The organism is Allobosea sp. MMO-172, from assembly GCF_037147855.1.
GTDB lineage: Bacteria > Pseudomonadota > Alphaproteobacteria > Rhizobiales > Beijerinckiaceae > Allobosea.
The window spans coordinates 117,528-137,483 of the sequence record NZ_JBBCUM010000004.1; the positions used below are offsets into that span (position 1 = coordinate 117,528).

A 19,956-nucleotide genomic window follows, 5' to 3' on the forward strand; every position below is an offset into this window, starting at 1 on the left:
TCCGATGGAATGCCGCGTTGTAATCCTCCTCCGCTTCATTTTGATCCATGTTGGCTGCGATATCGGATATCATGAATCATGATGTTTTTCGATTCCGATCCGAAGCCGCTCGATCCCGTCCTGCTGCAGAGCTTCCTCAAGGTCTGCGAGACGCTGAGCTTCACCGAAGCGGCGCGGCAGCTTGGACTGCGCCAATCCTCGGTCAGCCAGCATGTCGCGCGCCTGGAGAAGCGGCTGGGCCGGCGCCTGCTGGAACGCGACACCCACGGCGTGCGCCCGACGCCGGATGCGGATGCGATCCTGCCCTTCGCGCGGCAGGCGCTGGAGGCGGGACAGCGGATCGAGCGCTATCTTGCCGGCTCGACCTTGCGCGGGCGGCTTCGGCTCGGGGTCTCCGAGGATTTCGCCTATACGGCGCTGCCGGAGATCCTGGCCGCCTTCGCCATGCAGCATCATGCGGTCGATCTGGAGCTGACGGTGGGGCTCAGCGGCCTGCTCTACGAGCAATATGACGCGGGCGAACTCGATCTGATCTTCGCCAAGCGGCGCAAGGGCGACGCGCGCGGCGAGGTCGCCTGGCAGGAGCGCCTCGTCTGGGCGGGCCGGCCGGGCGCGCGGCTGGCGGAGCAACGGATCGTCCCGCTCGTGCTTTATCCGCCGCCGAGCATCACGCGCGTCCATGCGATCGAGACGCTGGAGCGGGCGGGCCGCGCCTGGCGCGTCGCCTGCACCAGCGGCAGCCTCGCGGGCCTGCGCGCGGCGACGGTGGCGGGGCTCGGCATCACCGCGCATTCCGCCCGCCTGATCCCGCAGGGCCTCGCCGAGGTCGAGCCGCGCGAAGCGCTGCCGCCGCTGGGCACGATCGAGTTCGTCGTCATCGGCGGCCAGTCGCATCAGGCGGCGGCGCGGGCGCTCGCCGACGCTATCCTCGCGAGCGCGGGGCGGCTGATGCCCGAGGCGCCTAGGCGCGGGCGCGGCTAGTCCCGGGCCAGCGCCGCGACGGGATCGAGCTTCGCGGCGTTGCGCGCCGGCAGGAAGCCGAAGGTCAGGCCGATCAGGGTCGAGCAGGCGATGGCGACGGCGAAGGCCTCGCCCGAATAGATGAACCGCATCTGCGAACCCGACGCCTCGAAGCCATAGCCGATGGCAAGCGCCAGCCCGATCCCGAGCGCGCCGCCGATGAGGCAGACCAGCGAGGCCTCGATCAGGAACTGCTGCATGATGTCGCTGCGGCGCGCGCCGACCGCCATGCGCAAGCCGATCTCGCTGGTGCGCTCGATCACCGAGACCAGCATGATGTTCATCACGCCGATGCCGCCGACGAGCAGCGAGATGACGGCGATCGAGGAGATCATCAGCGTCAGCGTCTGGGTCGTGGCGGTGATGGTGTTGCGGATCTCGTCCTGGTTGAAGATGAAGAAGTCCTTGGCGCGGTGGCGGTGGGTCAGGAGTTCGGTCACCGCCTCCTGCGCTGCCGCCATCGGCGTGTCGTCGTCGACGCGCAGCGTGATCGAACGCAACGAGAGATCGCCGAGGAAGCGGCCCTGCACCGAGGTATAGGGCATGAAGATCTGCGGATTCTGGCTGCCGCCGAAGCCGCCCTGCTGCTGGCGCATCACGCCGACGATGCGGCTGGGCACCGTGCCGATCAGGAAGACCGTGCCGATCGGGTTGGCGGTGCCGTTCGGAAAGAGCGCGCCCAGCGTGTTCTCGTCGATCACGACATCCTGCGACAGCGTGCGGACGTCCTCGGCGGTGAAGAAAGAGCCGCGCGTCAGCACGCTGCCGCGTACGTCGAAATAGCGCTCGCTGACGCCGTTGACGAGCGCTGTCGCCTCGACATTGCCGAGCCGGATCGTCGCGCTGGTCGAGACCGTCGGCGTCACGCTCGCGGCATAGGGCTGGGCGGCGAGGACCTGCGCATCGAGCACGGTCAGCGTCTTGACCCGGCCGGAGCGCGTATCGCCGAAGCCGGCGCCGGGGAATATCTCCAGCGTGTTGGTGCCGAGGCCGGAGATGTTCTGGAGCACGTTCTGCTTGGCGCCTTCGCCGAGCGCGACGACGCTGACCACGGCGGCGATGCCGATGACGATGCCGAGCATGGTCAGGGTCGTGCGCAGCTTGTGAGCGGCCATGGCGCGTACCGCCATGCCGAAGGCTTCCTTGAGGCGGCCGAAACCGGCGCGCAGCAGCCCGGCGGGCGCCGGCACGGGCGAGGGCGGCGGCACGGCTTCCGAGCGCGGCGCGGTGCGGCGATCGTCGATGATCCGGCCGTCGCTGAGCTCGATGATGCGATGGGCGCGCGCCGCGACATTCATGTCGTGGGTGACGAGGATGACCGTGTGGCCCTCGCGGTTCAGCTCCTCGATCAGCGCGAGCATCTCCTCGCCGCTCTTGCGGTCGAGCGCGCCGGTCGGCTCGTCGGCGAGGAGGACGCGGGCGCCGTTCATCAGGGCGCGTGCCACCGAGACGCGCTGCTGCTGGCCGCCGGAGAGTTCCGAGGGGCGGTGCGTCGCGCGCGATGCTAAGCCCAGCCGTTCCAGCAGCTTGGCGGCGCGGCTCTGGCGCGGGCCGGGCGGCACGCCGGCATAGATCGCGGGCACCTCGACATTGGCGAGAGCCGTCAGCTCCGAGAGCAGGTGATAGCGCTGGAAGACGAAACCGAAATATTCGCGCCGGAGCCGGGCCAGCTCATCCGGGTCGAGGTCCCGCGTCGGCCGGCCGTCGATCTCGTAGCTGCCGCCGGTCGGGCGGTCGAGGCAGCCGATGATGTTCATCAGCGTCGACTTGCCCGAACCGGACTGGCCGACGATCGCGACCATCTCGCCGGCCTCGATGACGAGATCGGCGCCGTCGAGCGCCGCGACCGCGGCCTCGCCCTCGCCGAAATCGCGCCGGACACCGGCGAGGCGGATGAGCGGCTTGCCCATCGCGGGCGCCTCAGAAGCCAAAGGGCGAGCGCCGGGCACGCGTCGGACGCGTCGCATCCGGGCCGCCGCTGCTGCGGGTGGTGACGACGCGCTCGCCCGCCTTCAGGCCGGAGGTGATCTCGACGACGATCTTGTTGTCGAGCCCGGTCGTGACCTTGCGCTGCTCCGGCTTGCCGTCGGGGCCGAGCACATCGACGAAAGCGTTGGGGCCGCGGCGGCGGACGGCTGTCGAGGGCACGGTGAGGACGTCCTGCGCCCGGCCGACGATGACGGTGACCTGCGCCGTCATCGAGGTCAGAAGCCGGCCTTCCGGGTTCGGCACCTCGAACAGCGCATTGTAGTAGACGGCGCTCGTGCTGGCGGCGGAGGACGAGCTGCTCGCGCTCGACGAGGATGTCGTGTTCTGCGTCTTCAGGGTGTCCGGTGCCGGCTCGACATAGGAAATCTTGCCGGGGAAGCGCCGTTCGGGCGCGCCGAGCACGCTGAAATAGACCTCCTGCCCGGCCTTGACCCGGAGCACGTCGGCCTCCGAGATCTTGGCCTTCACCGTCATGGTCGAGACGTCGCCAAGCACCACGACCGTCGGCGCGGATTGCACCGCATTCACGGTCTGGCCTTCCTGCGCGACGATGGCGAGCACGGTGCCGGGGCTCGGCGCGGTGATGCGGGTATAGCCGAGCTTGGCGCGGGCATCCTCGACCTTGACCTGGCTCGAGACGATCTGCGCATCGAGCGACTCGATCTGGGCGCGGGTCACGCTCACCGTCATCTCGGCGTTTTCGAAGGCGTCGCGCGAGACGGCGTTCTGGCCGACCATCTGCTTCTGGCGGGCGAGCACGGCCTGGGCATAGGCGAGGCTGGCGCTGCGCTCGGCGCGCTGGGCCTTGAGCGCGGCGAGATCGGCCTCGGCCGAGCGCAAGGCGTTCTGCTGGGTGATGCCGTCGATCTCGGCGATCAGGTCGCCGGTCGCGACATTGTCGCCGAGCTTGACCTTGAGCGCAGTGATGCGGCCGGTCGCCTGCGCGCCGACACTGACCTGCCGGACTGGCTCCAGCGCGCCGGAGGCGAGCACGGCCTCCTCGACATTGCCCATCACGGCTTCGGCGCTCGGCAGGCTGACGGTCTCGGCCGGCGAGGGCTGGCGGGCCTGCCACCAATAGTAGCCGCCGGCAGCCGCGAGGATCAGGGCGGGGATAAGGAGGCGGCGCAGCCTCATGGTTGCGGTTCCTCGATCGGGATGAGGCGCGGGCGCGGACCGGTCTCGCCATCGATGACGGCGGGAGCCGAGACGTTGACGGGCCGGAGCCAGCCGCCGCCCAGCGCCTTGTTGAGTGCGATGAAGCTCGTCGCGAGCGCGACCCGGCTCTGGATCAGCGATTCCTCTGATGCGTAGAGCGTGCGCTGGGCTTCGAGCACGTCGAGGAAGCTCGCCGTGCCGGCCGTGTAGAGCGCGCGGGAAAGCCGCGCGGCTTCGCCGGATGCGCGGGCGGCTTCGGTCAGGCTGCCGAGCCTGAGCCGTTGCTGCCGCAAGCCGACGAGATTGTCCTCGACATCCTGCAACGCGGTCAGCACGGCGAGCTTGAGCGCTGCATCCTGCTGGTCGCGCCGGGCGCGGGCCGCATCCACTGCTGCCGCGAGCTCGCCGCCGTTGAAGATGGGGACGCTGAGGCTTGGGCCGATCGACCAGCCGATGGCGCTGTTCTTGGCGAGGTCGCCGAGCTTCAGCGCCGAGGTCGAGATATTGCCGGTCAGCGAGATCGACGGATAGCGATTGGCCTCCGCCTGGCCGATCCGGGCCGTCGCCTGCGCGAGCTGGCGCTCGGCCGAGCGGACATCGGGGCGGCGGCGCAGCACGTCGGCCGGGATGCCGGCGCGCGGCGGGGCTGGCGTGCCGGGCACTGCTGCCGCGCGGCCGAAATAGCCGGCCATCGCGGCCGGCGGGCGGCCGGTCAGCACGGCGAGCCGGTGCTGGCTTTGGGCGAGCGAGGCTTCGAGCGCGGGGATCTGCGCTTCGGTGCTGGCCGCTTGCGCCGTGGCGCGGGCGGTGTCGATCGCGGAGATGTCGCCGGCCTGGAAGCGGGTGCGGGTCAGCGCCTCGGTCTCGCGTTGGGTCTTGGCGGTGCTGCGGGCAAGCCCGATCCGCGCCTGCAGGCCGCGCGCCTCGACATAGGTCGCGGCGACATCGCCGATCAGCGTCAGCATCACCGTGTCGAGATCGTCGAAGGCGGCGTCCGTGCCATAGGTCGCAGCCTCGACGGCGCGGTCGCGCGCGCCGAACAGGTCGATCTCCCAGGAGGCGTCGAAGCCGGCGCGGAAGCTGTTGCGGGTGACCGTCGACGAGCGCGAGCGCGTCGCCGAGGCGCCGCCATCGACCTGCGGGAAGAGCGCGCCGACCGCCTGCTCGCGCGCGGCACGGGCCTCGCGGATGCGGGCCTTGGCCTGCGCGACGTCGAGATTGCCGGCGATGGCCTGATCGATCAGCGCGTTGAGCACGGGATCGCGGAAGCCGCGCCACCATTCGCTCGGTCTGGGCGAGGCCTTGCTGGCGGCCGCTGCGTTCCAGCGCTGCGGCAGGTCGAGCGCGGGCGGCGCATAGTCCGGCCCCACGGCGCAGGCACCGAGGCTCACCGCCAGCAGAGACAGGAGGGGAATGCGAATCATCGCGGCCAGAATGCCGGGAAAACCCGGAGCCGCCAGCTTTCCACCCCGTCCATGCGCAATATTTCGTCCCTATGGCATTCCTGCCAGCAGGATAACCGGTCAGCCTGTCCAGCGCATTGCGGCTAGATGACCATCCTGTGAGACAGGGTCTTGACGGTCATGTAATGCGCCAGCCCCTCGGCGCCACCCTCTCGGCCATAGCCGCTATCCTTGACGCCGCCGAAGGGTACCTCGGCGACGGAAGCTTCCAGCGTGTTGATCGAGACATTGCCGGCCTCGATACCGTCCGCGAGCTGGTCGGCCCGCGCTGCTGAATGCGTGAAGCCATAGGCCGCGAGGCCGAAAGGCAGGGAATTCGCCTTCTCGATGGCTTCCTCGACTGTACGGACGGGGTTGATGATCGCCATCGGGCCGAAGGGCTCCTCGCGAAGCGCACGGGCATCGTCCGGCAGTTCGGTGAGCACGGTCGGCGGGAAAAAATAGCCGCGATTGCCCAGACGTTCGCCGCCGGTCAGCACGCGCCCGCCACGGGCGCGGGCATCGGCGGTGAGCGCTTCCAGCGCCTCGATGCGGCGGTGATTGGCGACCGGGCCCATCTCGGTCCCGGCGTCGAGGCCGTTGCCGACGGTCACGGCCTGCGCCTTCGCGACGAAGGCCTTGGTGAAGCGCTCGTAGATATCCTGCTGCACGAAGAAGCGCGTCGGCGAGGTGCAGACCTGGCCGGCATTGCGGACCTTGCGCGTGGCCGAGAGATGGGCAGCGGCGACGGGATCGACATCGTCGCAGACGATGACCGGGGCATGGCCGCCGAGCTCCATCAGCACCGGCGTCATATGGCGCGCGGCGAGCTCCGAGAGATGCTTGCCGACCGCGGTCGAGCCGGTGAAGGCGACGAGCCGGGTCTGCGCCTGCGGGATCAGATAGCTGGAGATTTTTGCGGGGACGCCGAAGACGAGGTTGAAGACGCCGGGCGGCACGCCGGCATCATGCAGGGCGCGCGCGATGTGGAGCGCGCCGGCCGGGGTCTCCTCGGCCGCCTTGATGATGATCGAGCAGCCGGCCGCGAGAGCGCCCGCGATCTTGCGGCAAGGCTGGCTCATCGGGAAATTCCACGGCGAGAAGGCCGCGACCGTGCCGACCGGCTGGTGCATCACGACATAGCGGATGCCGGGCTCGCTGGGGATGACGCGGCCATAGGCGCGCTGGCCCTCGGCCGCATCCCATTCGAAGAATTCGCAGCCCCTGACCACTTCGAGCCGGGCCTGCGCGAGCGGCTTGCCATGCTCCAGCGTGATCGAATGGGCGATCTCCTCGACACGCTCGCGCATCAGCGCGGCGGCCTTCAGCATGATCTCGGCGCGGATGCGCGGGGCCATGCGGCTCCAGACCTTGAAGCCCTCGGCTGCCGCCGTCAGTGCATCGTCGAGATCGGCCTGCGAGGCGAGCGGCACCGCGCCGATGACGCTTTCATCGGCCGGGTTGAGCACCGGCTGCTCCTCCGCCGTCTTCCGCCAGGCGCCGCCGATATAGAGTTTGAGATCGGGATAGGTCGTCATGGAAGCCTCGGCTGGCGATGCGTTCAGCAGTCTTTGCGCGGCGTGTCCGCCGGTCTCAGAGGGACCATAGGTGGCGGGTCATTCTGTGATCCAGTCGGCTAAATCAGATAAATTCAGATTGTTATGGTTATGAATGGTGCTGTGCTTGTTGCGTGCGTCTTTCTCGGGCTAAGCGAAGCGCAGACCCGAGAATCTCATGACGAGAAGGCACTGGTTTCCGAGATGCCCGGGTCAGGCCCGGGCATGACGCCTTGCTACCGCACCAGCCTGTGCACGCGGTTCTCGATCAGCCTGACGAGCCCCAGCGCCGTCATTTCCGAGGATTTCGGATTCGTGGCGAGCGGCCGGTTCTCGATGGCGATGTCGAGCTTGCCGAAGGCGCCCCGTGCACTGAGCTGGTGGCCGTTGCCGCTGGCGGCGGGGTCGGCGACGAGTTCGACGCGGGTGCGGTCGAGCCCGATGCCGGCGAGCGCCGAGATCACCGCGACATTGGCGTTCTGCGGGAAGCGCGAGGCGGCCTCGCGGGCGGTGCCGGAGAAGAAGGCCGTCGCCTCGGTGATCCCGTCGAGCGCGATCAGGCTTTCGGCCGAGGTCCCGCGCCAGGCGGCAGGCGGCTTGACGATGCGGTGGACGACCTCGTCGAGCGGCAGCAACGAGGCGGCGGCAATGCCGTCGATCCCTGCGAGGGCGCCGGGCGGGATCAGGAGCTGGCTGCCGCTGCTCTCGGCGGCGACGGTCAAGCGAGCGAGCAGGGCGTCGTCGCAGAAGGCGCTGGTCGAGGCTACGGCGAAAGCGGGCGCCGCTCCAAGCGCTGCCTCGCCCCAGATGCCGACCGCTTCGCGGCCTGCGGCCTCGACGATGAGGTCGAGGTTCAGGCCGGCCAATTCGTCCGGCGTCGTGATGAGCTTGGCGCTGGCCGGGATATCGGTAGCTGCGGCCGTGTTGCGGACGGCGACAGTAGCGATGGCGATATCGTCCTTGCTGCGCTCCGCCAGCAGTTCCGCGACGCGGCGGTTGATGGCGCCCCAGCCGATCAGGGCAAGGCGCAGCGGCTTGCGCGATGGCGTCGTCATCGGCCTTCTGCCGTGCGCAAGGCGAGATCGAGCAACGCGCCACCGTTCAGGCCTTCCAGCATGCTGAAATGATGGCCAGGGCAGATCAGCGGCGCTGGCGCCTGCCATGTCGCGGCGAGTGCGGCCGATTGCGCCTTGAAGGCGTCGCTCTCGCCTTCGCCGACCGCGAAGGCGATCCGCGTCGCCTGCGGCCGCGGCTGGGCGATGGGGCTGAGCCGTGTAGCGCGGGCGGCATCGTCGAGCCCGAGCAGGCGGCCGAGCGGGAGATGGCCGAGCGGGTTGAGATGATAGAGGCCGGAGAGCAGCAGGGCCGAGGCGATCGGCGGCGCATCCGGCGCGCAGAGCGCCATGGCGGCGAGGTGCCCTCCGGCGGAATGACCGGAAACATGCAGGCTGCCGGCGTCGAGCCCGAGCGCATCGGCTTCGCGCACGAGGAAATTCAGGGCGGCGACGCTTTGGGCGAGGCTCGCTTCCAGCGGTGTGTCCGGCGCCAGCCCGTAATTCGGCATGGCGACGGCATAGCCGGCATCGAGCAGGCCCTGCGCGAACTGGGCATGCTGGACCTTGTCCGAAGCCTGCCAGTAGCCGCCATGGATGAAGACGAAGATTGGTGCGCGCGTCGCGCCGGCTGGGCGGTAGAGGTCGAGCTTCTCGAAGCGGTCCGGGCCATAGGCAAGGTCGGCGGCGCCTTGCTGCGCGCGGAAGGCCTCGCCGTCGCGGCTCCAGTGCCGGAACAGCGCCTTCATGTCGGCCTGCAGGCGCGGGCTGTATTGCCGGCCGAGTTCGCGCAAACCGTAGCCATCGACCAGCGTGTCGGGCAACGGCTGCGCGGCGGCATGGCGGGCGCGGATGGTCAGGCCGGCCGCGCTCCTTAGCACGAGACGGATCGACGGGCGGAAGCCGGCGAAGGTCTCGCGATAAGCCAGTTCGACGGTATGGCGGGACAAGTGGAAGGCTTCGGGCCGGTCCGTTTCCCAGATCATCTCGCGCAGGTGATGCGGGCCGCAGCCGGCGGCGACGAGCCCAGCGAGGATATCGCCCAACGCATCGCGCAGGGCCTCGACCGGGTCGGTCTCAGCGCTCTGCGCGACGATCTCGTGGAGGTCCTCAGACGCCGACATAGCGATGCACCAGCTCCGCATTGTCGGCGAGGTCGGTGCTCGATCCCGACCAGACCGTGCGGCCCTTCTCGATGATGTAGTGCCGGTCGGCGATGCGCTTCAGCACGTTAATGTTCTTGTCGATCAGCAGGATCGACTGGCCCTGGGCCTTCAGCGCTTCGATGCAGCCCCAGATCTCGGCCCGGATCACCGGCGCGAGGCCTTCGGTCGCCTCGTCGAGGATGAGGAGCTTGGGATTGGTCATTAGGGCGCGGCCGACAGCGAGCATCTGCTGCTCGCCGCCCGAGAGTGTACGGGCCGACTGCCCGGCGCGTTCCTGCAGGCGCGGAAACAGGGCGTAGACCCGCTCCAGCGTCCAGGGCGAGGAGCGCTTCAGGCGGTTCGAGGCGGTGGCGATGAGGTTCTCGCGCACGGAGAGCGTCGGGAAGACCTGCCGGCCTTCCGGCACGAGGCCGATGCCGCAGCGGGCGATCTTCTCGGGCGCGATGCCGCGGACGTCCTGGCTCTCGAAGCGGATATCGCCGCCCTTGGGCGCGAGCAGGCCCATGATCGAGCGCACGGTCGTGGTCTTGCCCATGCCGTTGCGGCCGAGCAGGGTCACGACCTCGCCCTCGGCGATGTCGAGCGCGACATCGAACAGGACCTGGCTCCGGCCATAGGCGGATTGCAGGTTGCGCACGCTCAGCATCAGGCGTCTCCCTCGCCGAGATAGGCGGTGCGCACCTCCGGATTGTCGCGGATCTGCTCGGCCGTGCCGGTCGCGATGACGCGGCCATAGACCAGCACCGAGATGCGGTCGGCCAAGGCGAAGACGGCCTCCATGTCGTGCTCGACCAGCAGCATGGTAACGCGGCCCTTCAGAGCGGAGAGCATCGCGACCATCTGCTCGCTCTCGGCATGGCCGAGCCCCGCCATCGGCTCGTCAAGCAGCAGGAGGCGCGGCTCGCAGGCGAGCGCGATCGCGAATTCGAGCTGCTTCTGCTCGCCATGGGAGAGGTCGGCGACCTTGACCTCGGCGCGGTGGCTCAGACCCGCGGTGGCGAGATGCTGGCGGGCGCGGGCCCGCAGGCTCTCGTCGCGGCGCGCATTGCCGAGGAAGCGGAAGCTATGGCCGTCATGGGCCTGCACGGCGAGCGCGACATTGTCGAGCATCGTGAAGTCCGGCAGGAGCTGGGTGATCTGGAAGGTGCGGGCGAGGCCGCGCCGGACGCGCTGGGCGGTCGGCAGGGCGCCGATATCCTCGCCGGACAGCGTGATCGCGCCTTCGTCATGCGAGAGTTCGCCGAAAAGCTGGGTCAGCAGCGTGGTCTTGCCGGCGCCGTTGGGGCCGATCAGGGCATGGATCTCGCCGTCGCGGACATCGAGATCGACGCCGTCGGTGGCAACGAGCCCGCCGAAGCGCTTGCGCAGGCCGCGCACGGAGAGGAGCGTCGCGGTCATGGCGCGCTCCTGCCGAGGCCGAGGCGATTGAGCAGGCCGTTGAGTCCGCCCTGGGTGAAGAGCACGACGAGCAGCAGGATCGGCCCGAGCACGAGCTGCCAATGCTCGGTCCAACTCGTCAGCACGGTCTCGAGGATGACGAGGGCTGCCGCGCCGAGCAGCGGGCCGAGCAGGGTGCCGACGCCGCCGAGAATGACCATGATCATCAGCTCGCCGGACTTGGTCCAGTGCAGCATGTCCGGGCTGACGAAGCGCAGGTAGTTCGCCATCAGCGCGCCCGCGAGCCCAGCGCCCATGCCGGAGATGACGAAGGCGGCGAGCTTGTAGCGATAGGGCGCGATGCCGATCGCCGCCATGCGCCGCTCGTTCTGGCGGATGCCGGCCAGCACCATGCCGAAGCGCGAGCCGACGATGCGCCAGAGCGCCAGGAAGACCAGCGCCGCGATGGCCAAGCAGATGAAATAGAAGGTCACGTCGTCGCGGGTGTTGAGGTCGAACAGCGCATTGCGGCGGCGGATCGTCATGCCGTCATCGCCGCCATAGGCCTTGAGCGAGACGAAGAGGAAGAACAGCATCTGCGCGAAGGCGAGCGTGATCATGATGAACTGCACGCCGCTGGTGCGCAGGCTGAGCGCGCCGATCACGCAGGCAAAGAGGCCGGCGACGAGGATCGCGGCAGGCAGCGTGACCAGCAACTGGTCCGTGCCGGGGATGAAACCGAGGAAGAGCGCGTCGTCGGCGAAGGTTCGGTAGAGGATGCCGACGGCATAGCCGCCGATGCCGAAGAAGGCGGCGTGGCCGAATGAGACCATGCCCCCGAAGCCGAGCGCGAGGTTCAGGCTGGCGGCGGCGATGGCGTAGATCAGGACGCGCGTCGCCAGGGGCACCAGCGCCGGCTGGCCGAGCGCCTTGACGATGAAGGGCAGGGCGATGAGCGCGACGGCCAGCGCCAGCAGCGCGACGATGCGGCCCGGTGCGGGCGCGGTCGAGTCCGTGCGGGGGATGGCGTTCTCAGACATGGGCGGGGAAGAGTCCCTTGGGCCGCACCAGCAGCACGATCGCCATCAGCAAATAGATCCCCATCGAGGCGAGGCCGGCGCCGAGCGCATCGGCCTCCGAGCCGGTCATGACCTGGCGCAGCAGGCCGGGCATGAAGGCACGCAGGGACGTGTCGACGAGGCCGACCAGCAGCGCGCCGAAGAAGGCGCCGCGGATCGAGCCGACGCCGCCGATCACCACCACGACGAAGGTCATGATCAGGATCTGCTCGCCCATGCCGACCTGCACGGCGAGGATCGGCCCGGCCATTAGGCCGGCGAGGCCGGCGAGCAGGGCGCCGAGCGCGAAGACGGCTGTGTAGAGCAGGCGGATATCGACGCCGAGTGCGCGCACCATCTCGCGATGCGTGGCGCCGGCCCGCACCAGCATGCCGACACGGGTGCGGTTGATCAGCAGATAGAGCCCGAGTGCGACGAGGAGGCCAACCGCGATGATCGCGAGGCGATAGACCGGGTAGGTCAGGCCGGGCAGGAGCTGAACCGAGCCGTTCAGCGCGGAGGGAATAGCGACGAAGAGTGGCTGGCGGCCGAAGAGCAGGGTCACGCTCTGGTTGAAGATCAGGATCAGCGCGAAGGTCGCCAGCACCTGGTCGAGATGGTCGCGCGCATAGAGCCTTCGCAGCACGAAGAGCTCCATCACCATGCCGATGAAGGCAGCGGCAGCAAGGCCGGCCAGAACGGCGAGGAGGAAGGAGCCGGTCTGCGCTGCGGCGAAGGCGGCGGCATAGGCGCCGACCATGTAGAGCGAGCCATGGGCGAGATTGATCACGCCCATGATGCCGAAGATCAGCGTCAGCCCGGCCGCGAGCAGGAACAGCATCACGCCGAACTGCAGGCCGTTGAGCAATTGTTCGAGAACGAGCGTCATCGTTGCCACATTCGGCGGTACACGCTCCTACGGAGCCGCACGCCATGATTCTATAAGTCCGGCGTTTGCCTTGCGACGGAACCGCGCCGTCATCCCGGGCTTGACCCGGGATCCATCGTCGGGCGCTGAGCCTTATGATGGATTCCGGATCGGCGCCGCTTCGCGGCTTGTCCGGAATGACGGTGTGTTTCCAGTGCGATCCGGGGCTACCGGTTCAGAGCTTGCAGTCCTTGGCGTAGACGTCGCCATGGTTGCTCAGCACCTTGCCGGTGGTCTTGAGCATCGGCGTGCCATCGGCGCCCTTCTCGACCTTGAGCGCGTACCAATCCTGCACCGGGTGCTGGTTCGGGCCGAACTTGAAGGCGCCGCGGACCGACTGGAAATCGGCCTTGGCCAGTGCCGTGCGGAGCGCCGGCACGTCGGTCTTGCCACCGGTCGCCTTCAGGGCGGAGGCGATGGCGAGCGCGGCGTCGTAGCCCTGGCTGGCATAATAGGTCGGGGCGCGGTTATAGGCCTTGGTCCAGGCCTCCATGAACTTCTTGTTGGAGGCGTTGTCGAAGTCGGAGTTCCAATGGCTGGTGACGCTGAGGCCGAGCGCGGATTCACCGACCGCCTTCAGCGTGGTGGCGTCGAGCGAGGGCTCGGCCAGCACCATCGGCGTCTTACCGAGCAGGCCGGCCTGCTGGTACTGGCGCAGGAAGGCGATGCCGAGGCCGCCGGGGTGGAACTGGAAGACGACGTCGGGATTGGCGGCGCGGATCTGCGCCATTTCCGGAGCGAAGTCGGTCTGGTCGAGGCGGGTATAGACCTCGCCGGCGATCTCGCCCTTGAACATGCGCTTGAAACCGGTCAGCGCGTCCTTGCCGGCCTGGTAGTTCGGGGCGAGGATGAAGGCCTTCTTGTAGCCGAGATTGGTGGCGTATTGGCCGGCGCTCTCGTGCAGGCTGTCGTTCTGCCAGGAGACGACGAAATAGTTCGCGTTGCACTCCTTGCCGGCGAAGTTCGACGGCGCGGCATTGGGGCTGACATAGAGCGCGCCGGAATCGACGATATCCGGAACGGTCGCGCCGGCGACATTCGAGAAGACGATGCCGGTCAGGATCTTGATGCCGTCGGTCTTCAGCATCTTCTCGGCGATCTGCTTGCCCTGGCCGGGCTTCAGCGCGTCGTCCTCGACGACCAGCTCGACCGGTACGCCGCCGAGCTTGCCGCCCTCCAGATCGATGGCGAGCTTGAACGCGTCGCGGATGTCCTGGCCGAGATAGCCGCCCGGCCCCGAGAGCGTGGTGATCATGCCGATCTTGACCGGCTGCTGGGCCAGCGCCGTGGAGGCCGCCAGCGTGGTCGCGATGCCGAAGAGCAATCCGCGCAGTTTCATCATGGACTCCAGTCGTTCCGTTTTGCCTCTGAGATGGTTCGACGCGGCGTTTCTGCGCCGCCGCGCTTAGGCCTGTTCCCGTGCAACATCACCGCGCCCCGGCCGGGACGCAAGGCGCCGCTGCCCGTTATCCAAGCACGGACTCCCGGCGAACGGGGAGCCCGCCTTTCGGTGTGGCAGCGTCAGAGCGCAACCCAGCCGGCCGGCGGCTTGCGGCCGGGATGGAGCGCGCCGCAATGCTTGCAGGTGCGGGCCTTCTCGTCCGAGAAGAAGGCTTCGTAGAGCGGCGGCAGGTCCTTCACGAGGTCCCCGACCGTGACCTCGATGCGGTGCACGAGGCCCTGGCACTCGAAGCAGTACCATTCGAAGCCATCGACCTGGCCGGCATGGCGCGCCGGCTCGACCACGAGCCCGATCGAGCCTTCCTGCGGGCGCTGCGGGGAATGGCGGACATGCGGCGGCAGCAGGAAGACGTCGCCCTCGCGGATCGTGACGTCGTAATGCTTCCCGTTGTCGACCAGCTTCAGCATCATGTCGCCCTTGAGCTGGTAGAAGAACTCCTCCACCGGGTCGTCATGATAGTCGGCGCGCTGGTTCGGGCCGCCGACGACCATCACGGTCATCTGGCCGTCGGAGAACACCTTCTTGTTGCCGACCGGCGGCTTGAGCAGGTGCTCGTTCTCCGCGATCCATTTCTTGAAGTTGAAGGCCTTGAGCCGTCCTTCGGTCGCCATGGTTCCCACTCCCGTCCTCGTTCGTGAAATCGATCAGCCGGCCTTGGCGAGGGGCGCCTTGCCCAGGCCACAGGCTTCGAAAGCGGCGCGCGTCGCGGCCTTCTCGGCCTCGGTCAGCTCCAGCATCGGCGCACGCACGCGCCCGCCGACCTGCCCGAGCAGGTCCTGCCAGTATTTCTGGTGCGCATGCGGCTTCTCGGCCGGGCGCGTGCCGCGCAGGGCCTCGCGCACCGGGTTCAGGCTGTCGCGGATGGCGCGAGCCTTGTCGGCCTCGCCGCGGAAAGCGAGATCGGTGTATTCGCGCATGCGCAGGTCGTTCGCCGTCTGGATCAGATAGGGCGGCGAGGAGCAGAGATAGAGCTGCCAGCCGAGCTCGAGGATGTTGTCGAGCCATTCCTCCTCGGAGGCCGTGCTGACCAGGATGCGGTCGCCGGCCAGCCGGGTGAGCTCGGCATACATCGGGCGCGGCACGCTGTACTTGATCGCGACAACGTTCTCGATATCGGCGAGCCGGTTGCAGAGCTGCGGGCTCATCAGATAGCCGGAATCCGGATGGCTCCAGAGCGCGATGCCGATATCGACCTTCTCGGCGATGGTCCGGTAGTACTCGTAGAGCGTCTCGTCCTGCGCCTTGAAGAAATGCAGGATCGGCGCATGCACGACGATGTAGTCGGCGCCGACCTTCTGGGCGTGCTTCGCCAGGTCGATGACCACGTCCATGTTCTGGTCCGAGCAGGACATGATGGTCTGGCCGCGGCCGGCCGAGGCCTCGACCGCCAGCTCGAAATTGCGCTTCCGCTCCTCGATCGACATCGAGAAGAACTCGCCCTGCTTGCCGGCGATGAACAGGCCGTCGATCTTGAGGTCGTCGAGCCAGTGGCGGATGTTCTGCCTGAAGCCGTCCTCGTCGATCGCGAGGGTATCGGTGAAGGGCGTGAGCGCGGCCGCCCAGATGCCCTTCATATGGGCGCGGGCATGGGCCTTGGCGTCCTTCTTGGCGTATTTCATCAGGCCGGCTCCCGCATTCCGGAGCGGCTCGGGCAAGGCGGGCATCGTGAAGCGCGGCAGGTCCGCGCTCTCATCCGAAATGCCCTTGCCCGACAACCTCTCCCAGGCAGCCCGGCCGACACGCCGGGCGATGAGGGATGATGGCATGAGAGCCGGGGTATACGGCAACTCGTAACATTCGTATGAATTCGGAAGCTATCCTTATAAATCAGGAAACCCATGGCGATCACGCTGCGCCAGATCCAGGCCTTCCTGGCCGTCACCGAGCAGGGCACCTTCACCAAGGCGGCCGAGCGCCTGAACATGGCGCAGCCGGCCCTGTCCCAGCTCGTGCGCGATCTGGAACGGGAGCTCGGCATCCGCGTGCTCGACCGCACGACGCGCCGGGTCGAACTGACCGAGGGCGGGCGCGAATTCCACGGCGCGGCGCTGAAGATCGTGCAGGATCTCGATACGGCCGTGCTGAATGCCAACGGTCTGGCGGAACGGCGGCGCGGGCGCATCGTGGTCGCGGTGCCGCCCCTGCTCGCGGCCGTGATCATGCCGCCGACGATCGTGGCTTTGCAGCAGAAATATCCCGGTCTGCAGGTCGCGATCATCGACGCGCGCAACGACCTCGTCGTCGAGGCGGTGCGCTTCGGCAAGGCCGATTGCGGCGTCGGCACCTTCCCGGCGCTCGACGACACGATCGAGCGCACGACACTCGCCCGCGACAGCCTGATGCTGTTCTGCGGGCGCGGCAGCCGCTTCGCCGCGCAGGATACGGTGGCGTGGCGCGACCTTGCCGACGAACCGCTGGTGACGCTCACCCGCGACAGCGGCATCCGCCTGCTCGCCGAGGTCGGCTACGAGACCGCCGAGATCACGCTGAAACCGGCCTATGAGGTGACGCAGATCACGACCGCGCTGGCGCTGGTCGAGGCCGGGCTCGGCATTGCCGTGCTGCCGACCTATGCGCGGGCGGTGGCGCCGGCCTCAGTGCTGGTGCGGCCGCTGACCGAGCCATCGATCGCGCGGGATATCGTGATGATTCGCCCTGGCGGCCGTTCGGCCTCGCCGGCGCTCTCCGCCTTCGAGGCGCTGCTGCGCCGCTTCGTGCGCCAGCTCGCACCGAGCGAGGCGGATTGAGGCGGCTTTCCGTGATGCTCCCGATGCAACCGGCTTTGCCGGCCGGGTGGTGTCTGCTTTCCTGCGAACTGCACGCGCAAGGATCATGGAGATTGGCTGGGGTGATCGCGGCATCATGTTTCGCCACGCCACGGAGGCTAACGGTCTCCGTCGAGGGAGCCTCCGAATGCGGCCTGCTTTTGGTCGTTGGTCCGCTCCGCGCGGCGAGGGTGCGGGCATGATCGCCGTCACCAAGGCGGATCGCCGGGCCGCCTATGCCGTCACGGAGCACGCCTACGGGTCCGACACCCCCTACGTGCCGCCGATGTGGCGCGACTTCGACCGGATGCTGGATCCGGCGCGCAATCCTTTCGTCACCGAAGGCCATGGCCGGCTGGAACTGTTCGTCGCCTGGCGGGATGGCCGGCCGCTCGGGCGCATCGTCGCCAGCATCCACGACGCCTCGAATGTGCGCCATGGCACCTCGCGCGCGCAGTTCGGTCTGTTCGATTGCATCGACGATCCAATCGTTGCCGGAGCGCTGCTCGCTGCCGCCGAGGACTGGGCCCGGGCGGCGGGGATGAACGAGATCGCCGGCAATTTCAACCTGACTGCGATGCAGCAGGCCGGCGTCCTGACCGGCGGTTTCGAGCAGCAGCCCTATACAGACATGGTCTACGGGCCGCCCCATGTCCCCGCATTGCTGGAGGCGCATGGCTATCAGCCGTTTTTCCCAATGACGACCTTCGAAACCGATCTGACCGAGCTGGATCCGACGGTTCTGCTCGGCGCGGCCCAGCAGGCGGTGCTGGCCGATCCGGATTTCGACTGGAAGCCGATCGACCGCTCCGACTTCAAGGCGCGCCTCGCCGATGCGCGGGCCGTGCTGAATGACGGCTTCCTCGACAATCCGATGTTCGTTCCGGTCAGCGAGGGCGAATACCTGTTCCAGGCCGGCGACATGATGTGGGTCGTCGACAGGCGCATCTCCTGCGTGCTGCATCATCGCGGCAGGCCCGTCGGCGTCATCCTCGTGATCCCCGATCTCAACCCGCTGGTGAAGGCCAGCGGTGGACGGATGGGGCTGCGCTTCATTTGGGAGCTTCTGAAGGCGCGCATCCGGCCCCGTCGCGCCGTGCTGATCTACCAGTCCGTCGTCCGCGACATGCATGGCCGGGGGCTCAACGGGGCGATGCTGTTCAAGGTCACGTCGGCGCTGAAGGCGGCCGGCTACGACCGGCTCGGCACCACCTGGATCGCCGACGTCAATGCCGCCAGCCTGCGCCAGATGGAAAAGCTCGGTGCCCGGCCGCTCCACCGCCTGCATCTCTTTGCGAAGCCGCTGCGGACCACCCCCGCGGACATCACAGTAGCTTGAGATATTCCAGCAGCGCGTCGCGCTCGTCGGGCGTCAGGCCCGAGACCTCCTGCTCGTGGCCCCGATTCGAGAAGCCGGACTTGCGCGTATCGATCGTCACGGCCCCGGCAAAGCCGCGATAGCCCGAGCCGTCGCGCCAGAGGCCGGACGCATCCGGCTCAAGCGCCAGGCCGACGCGCGCGAAGTCGAGGCGGTGCCCGCCTGTCATGAAGCGCTTCGGCCGGGTCGCAGGCTCCAGAAGATGGCGCAGCGTCGGCACCGAGCCGTTGACGAAATAGGGAGCGCTGGCCCAGACGCCGCTCAGCAGGGGCGCGGCCAGCTGGCCCGTCGCTGCGGCGCTGATGGTCTCGCGATAGGCGCTGACATTGACCCGTGCGGCCAGCTCCGGATCGAAGGCCCTGGCCCGGCTCATGTCGGTGCCGACATTGCCGGCCCAGTTCGGGAAGCGCAGCAGCCGGGGCTTTTCGAGGCTGCCGTCATAGTCGCCATGGCAGCGGGCGCATTCGCGCGCATAGGCCGCCTGCCCGAGCGGGAGCGAGGCGGTCTTGACCGGGCCCGGAAAGGCCTGCGGGCGATAGCGAGCGAGATAGCGCGCGATATCCGTCAGGTCCGGGATGATCGCGAGCGCCCGCTCGGGCGTCATGCCCATGCTCGGCACGGTGAAGAAGGAAGCGATCCGGGCAAGGTCGCGCGGGTCGGCAGCCTGCGCCTGCGCCGCGTCGCGCGGCTGGAAACGCTCCCGGCCCGGCCAAGTATAGGCTCCGTCCGCCAGCAGGGCGCTGCGGAAATTGCGATCGGCGAGATCGGGGATCGAGACGAAGCCGCCATCGGCGATCCGTCCATGCGGCGGCACCAGCCCGAGCCGGAGCTTCAGCGCCGCGACCCCGTTGGTCAGTCCGGGCGCGCCGTTCGAGAAGGGGAGCGGCGAATCGCCGGCCTGCAGCCGCTCGGTCATGCGCGCCTTGGCGCGGGGCAGCACGATCCAGCGCAGGGTCTGCTTCTCGCGCCAGGACAGCGCCGGGTGCAGCCGCGCGACCGCCTGCCAGAACGCCTGTTCGTCGGCGAAGGCCCGCTTCAGGGCGCGGTAGACCTGCTGCGCATAGGCCTCCAGGTCGAGCGAGCTGTTGGGCATGCCCGGCACAGGGCGGCCGGGCTGCGGCCGTCCGGACGCGTCGTAGCTGACGCCGGCATGGCAGGATGCGCAGCCGAGATTGGCCGTCGTCACCCGTAAGGGCGGCAGGACACGTTCGACCACGCCGAGATTGAGTCCCAGCGGCGCCCGCAATCCCCCTCCGGCTGCATCGTCCGGGAACAGGAAGCCGACGCTGGCGAAGGCCTTCTCGACGCCTGCCGCAGTGACCTGGCCCGGGTCGCCCTTGGCGCTTTCCAGCGCCAGCGCGGTGCTCAACACGACCCAGGGTAGGGCGTTCGTCTCCAGCGTATCGAGATCGAGGACCGAAAGGTCGCCGGCGCGGAAGAGGCGCTCGCCGCGCAGCACGGGATCGTTCGGGAGCGATCCGAGCTGCGATGATGGGGCGGGGGCGGTGCGCGTCAGATCGACAAAGGCGAGCCCGATCATCGACAGGCCAACGACCGCGATCAGGATCAGCCACCGGGGCATCGCAATCCAGCTCCCTCTCGTGT

The 19,956-nt window shown here is 68.4% G+C and carries 17 protein-coding genes; 3 read left to right on the plus strand and 14 right to left on the minus strand.

Going from position 1 to position 19,956, the window contains the following annotated elements; genetic code table 11:
- The first annotated feature begins 78 nt into the window (after positions 1 to 78).
- Positions 79 to 981, plus strand: a complete 903-nt coding sequence (locus WFK61_RS07770) for a LysR family transcriptional regulator (RefSeq protein WP_336810965.1) — start codon at positions 79 to 81, stop codon at positions 979 to 981.
- On the opposite strand, the gene WFK61_RS07775 is transcribed toward WFK61_RS07770, so the two are convergent.
- From WFK61_RS07775 to WFK61_RS07835, 13 genes are all read right to left on the minus strand, one after another.
- Complete coding sequence (locus WFK61_RS07775) at positions 978 to 2,930, minus strand: MacB family efflux pump subunit (protein WP_336810966.1); 1,953 nt, start codon at positions 2,928 to 2,930, stop codon at positions 978 to 980. The genes WFK61_RS07770 and WFK61_RS07775 overlap by 4 nt on opposite strands.
- 10 nt (positions 2,931 to 2,940) lie before the next feature.
- The gene (locus WFK61_RS07780) at positions 2,941 to 4,146 is read right to left on the minus strand and encodes an efflux RND transporter periplasmic adaptor subunit (protein WP_336810967.1); all 1,206 of its coding nucleotides are present in this window, start codon (positions 4,144 to 4,146) and stop codon (positions 2,941 to 2,943) included.
- Positions 4,143 to 5,591, minus strand: a complete 1,449-nt coding sequence (locus WFK61_RS07785) for an efflux transporter outer membrane subunit (RefSeq protein ID WP_336810968.1) — start codon at positions 5,589 to 5,591, stop codon at positions 4,143 to 4,145. The genes WFK61_RS07780 and WFK61_RS07785 overlap by 4 nt, the downstream gene beginning before the upstream one ends.
- A 122-nt stretch (positions 5,592 to 5,713) precedes the next feature.
- Positions 5,714 to 7,147, minus strand: coding sequence for an NAD-dependent succinate-semialdehyde dehydrogenase (locus tag WFK61_RS07790; protein WP_336810969.1), 1,434 nt, complete (start codon positions 7,145 to 7,147; stop codon positions 5,714 to 5,716).
- A 254-nt stretch (positions 7,148 to 7,401) separates the two neighbouring features.
- The gene (locus WFK61_RS07795; protein ID WP_336810970.1) at positions 7,402 to 8,220 is read right to left on the minus strand and encodes an aspartate dehydrogenase; all 819 of its coding nucleotides are present in this window, start codon (positions 8,218 to 8,220) and stop codon (positions 7,402 to 7,404) included.
- Positions 8,217 to 9,341, minus strand: coding sequence for an alpha/beta hydrolase (locus WFK61_RS07800; RefSeq protein WP_336810971.1), 1,125 nt, complete (start codon positions 9,339 to 9,341; stop codon positions 8,217 to 8,219). Before WFK61_RS07800 ends, WFK61_RS07795 begins: the two co-directional genes overlap by 4 nt.
- A complete protein-coding gene (locus WFK61_RS07805; protein WP_336810972.1) occupies positions 9,328 to 10,029 on the minus strand; it encodes an ABC transporter ATP-binding protein in 702 nt (233 codons plus the stop codon). The genes WFK61_RS07800 and WFK61_RS07805 overlap by 14 nt, the downstream gene beginning before the upstream one ends.
- Complete coding sequence (locus WFK61_RS07810; RefSeq protein WP_336810973.1) at positions 10,029 to 10,781, minus strand: ABC transporter ATP-binding protein; 753 nt, start codon at positions 10,779 to 10,781, stop codon at positions 10,029 to 10,031. Before WFK61_RS07810 ends, WFK61_RS07805 begins: the two co-directional genes overlap by 1 nt.
- Positions 10,778 to 11,800: a branched-chain amino acid ABC transporter permease gene (locus WFK61_RS07815; RefSeq protein ID WP_336810974.1), complete on the minus strand. Its 1,023-nt coding sequence runs from the start codon at positions 11,798 to 11,800 to the stop codon at positions 10,778 to 10,780. Before WFK61_RS07815 ends, WFK61_RS07810 begins: the two co-directional genes overlap by 4 nt.
- Positions 11,793 to 12,707: a branched-chain amino acid ABC transporter permease gene (locus tag WFK61_RS07820; protein ID WP_336810975.1), complete on the minus strand. Its 915-nt coding sequence runs from the start codon at positions 12,705 to 12,707 to the stop codon at positions 11,793 to 11,795. The genes WFK61_RS07815 and WFK61_RS07820 overlap by 8 nt, the downstream gene beginning before the upstream one ends.
- A gap of 214 nt (positions 12,708 to 12,921) precedes the next feature.
- Positions 12,922 to 14,085, minus strand: a complete 1,164-nt coding sequence (locus tag WFK61_RS07825) for an ABC transporter substrate-binding protein (protein ID WP_336811195.1) — start codon at positions 14,083 to 14,085, stop codon at positions 12,922 to 12,924.
- A gap of 182 nt (positions 14,086 to 14,267) precedes the next feature.
- Entirely contained in the window at positions 14,268 to 14,819 is a 552-nt protein-coding gene (locus tag WFK61_RS07830) for a 3-hydroxyanthranilate 3,4-dioxygenase (RefSeq protein WP_257735004.1), read from the minus strand.
- Positions 14,820 to 14,852: 33 nt separating this feature from the next.
- Positions 14,853 to 15,827 carry a dihydrodipicolinate synthase family protein gene (locus WFK61_RS07835; protein WP_336811196.1) on the minus strand — a complete coding sequence of 325 codons (975 nt, stop codon included), beginning with the start codon at positions 15,825 to 15,827 and terminating at the stop codon, positions 14,853 to 14,855.
- 219 nt (positions 15,828 to 16,046) lie between these two features.
- On the opposite strand from WFK61_RS07835, the gene WFK61_RS07840 reads away from it, so the two are divergent.
- A complete protein-coding gene (locus WFK61_RS07840; protein ID WP_336810976.1) occupies positions 16,047 to 16,955 on the plus strand; it encodes a LysR family transcriptional regulator in 909 nt (302 codons plus the stop codon).
- A gap of 217 nt (positions 16,956 to 17,172) precedes the next feature.
- Positions 17,173 to 18,312, plus strand: a complete 1,140-nt coding sequence (locus WFK61_RS07845; protein WP_336810977.1) for a GNAT family N-acetyltransferase — start codon at positions 17,173 to 17,175, stop codon at positions 18,310 to 18,312.
- Here the strand turns inward: WFK61_RS07845 and WFK61_RS07850 are convergent.
- Positions 18,299 to 19,933, minus strand: a complete 1,635-nt coding sequence (locus WFK61_RS07850) for a c-type cytochrome (protein WP_336810978.1) — start codon at positions 19,931 to 19,933, stop codon at positions 18,299 to 18,301. The two genes, WFK61_RS07845 and WFK61_RS07850, sit on opposite strands and share 14 nt — an antisense overlap.
- Between the last annotated feature and the right edge of the window lie 23 nt (positions 19,934 to 19,956).

Excerpts from the sequence above, each read along its gene's own strand:
- WFK61_RS07835 (WP_336811196.1), bottom strand. The coding sequence starts at position 15,827 with ATGAAATACGCCAAGAAGGACGCCAAGGCCCATGCCCGCGCCCATATG.
- WFK61_RS07845 (WP_336810977.1), top strand. The coding sequence starts at position 17,173 with ATGATCGCCGTCACCAAGGCGGATCGCCGGGCCGCCTATGCCGTCACG.
- WFK61_RS07795 (WP_336810970.1), bottom strand. The coding sequence starts at position 8,220 with ATGACGACGCCATCGCGCAAGCCGCTGCGCCTTGCCCTGATCGGCTGG.
- WFK61_RS07780 (WP_336810967.1), bottom strand. The coding sequence starts at position 4,146 with ATGAGGCTGCGCCGCCTCCTTATCCCCGCCCTGATCCTCGCGGCTGCC.
- WFK61_RS07805 (WP_336810972.1), bottom strand. The coding sequence starts at position 10,029 with ATGCTGAGCGTGCGCAACCTGCAATCCGCCTATGGCCGGAGCCAGGTC.
- WFK61_RS07840 (WP_336810976.1), top strand. The coding sequence starts at position 16,047 with ATGGCGATCACGCTGCGCCAGATCCAGGCCTTCCTGGCCGTCACCGAG.
- WFK61_RS07810 (WP_336810973.1), bottom strand. The coding sequence starts at position 10,781 with ATGACCGCGACGCTCCTCTCCGTGCGCGGCCTGCGCAAGCGCTTCGGC.
- WFK61_RS07825 (WP_336811195.1), bottom strand. The coding sequence starts at position 14,085 with ATGAAACTGCGCGGATTGCTCTTCGGCATCGCGACCACGCTGGCGGCC.
- WFK61_RS07830 (WP_257735004.1), bottom strand. The coding sequence starts at position 14,819 with ATGGCGACCGAAGGACGGCTCAAGGCCTTCAACTTCAAGAAATGGATC.
- WFK61_RS07770 (WP_336810965.1), top strand. The coding sequence starts at position 79 with ATGATGTTTTTCGATTCCGATCCGAAGCCGCTCGATCCCGTCCTGCTG.
- WFK61_RS07820 (WP_336810975.1), bottom strand. The coding sequence starts at position 12,707 with ATGACGCTCGTTCTCGAACAATTGCTCAACGGCCTGCAGTTCGGCGTG.
- WFK61_RS07790 (WP_336810969.1), bottom strand. The coding sequence starts at position 7,147 with ATGACGACCTATCCCGATCTCAAACTCTATATCGGCGGCGCCTGGCGG.
- WFK61_RS07775 (WP_336810966.1), bottom strand. The coding sequence starts at position 2,930 with ATGGGCAAGCCGCTCATCCGCCTCGCCGGTGTCCGGCGCGATTTCGGC.
- WFK61_RS07815 (WP_336810974.1), bottom strand. The coding sequence starts at position 11,800 with ATGTCTGAGAACGCCATCCCCCGCACGGACTCGACCGCGCCCGCACCG.
- WFK61_RS07850 (WP_336810978.1), bottom strand. The coding sequence starts at position 19,933 with ATGCCCCGGTGGCTGATCCTGATCGCGGTCGTTGGCCTGTCGATGATC.
- WFK61_RS07800 (WP_336810971.1), bottom strand. The coding sequence starts at position 9,341 with ATGTCGGCGTCTGAGGACCTCCACGAGATCGTCGCGCAGAGCGCTGAG.
- WFK61_RS07785 (WP_336810968.1), bottom strand. The coding sequence starts at position 5,591 with ATGATTCGCATTCCCCTCCTGTCTCTGCTGGCGGTGAGCCTCGGTGCC.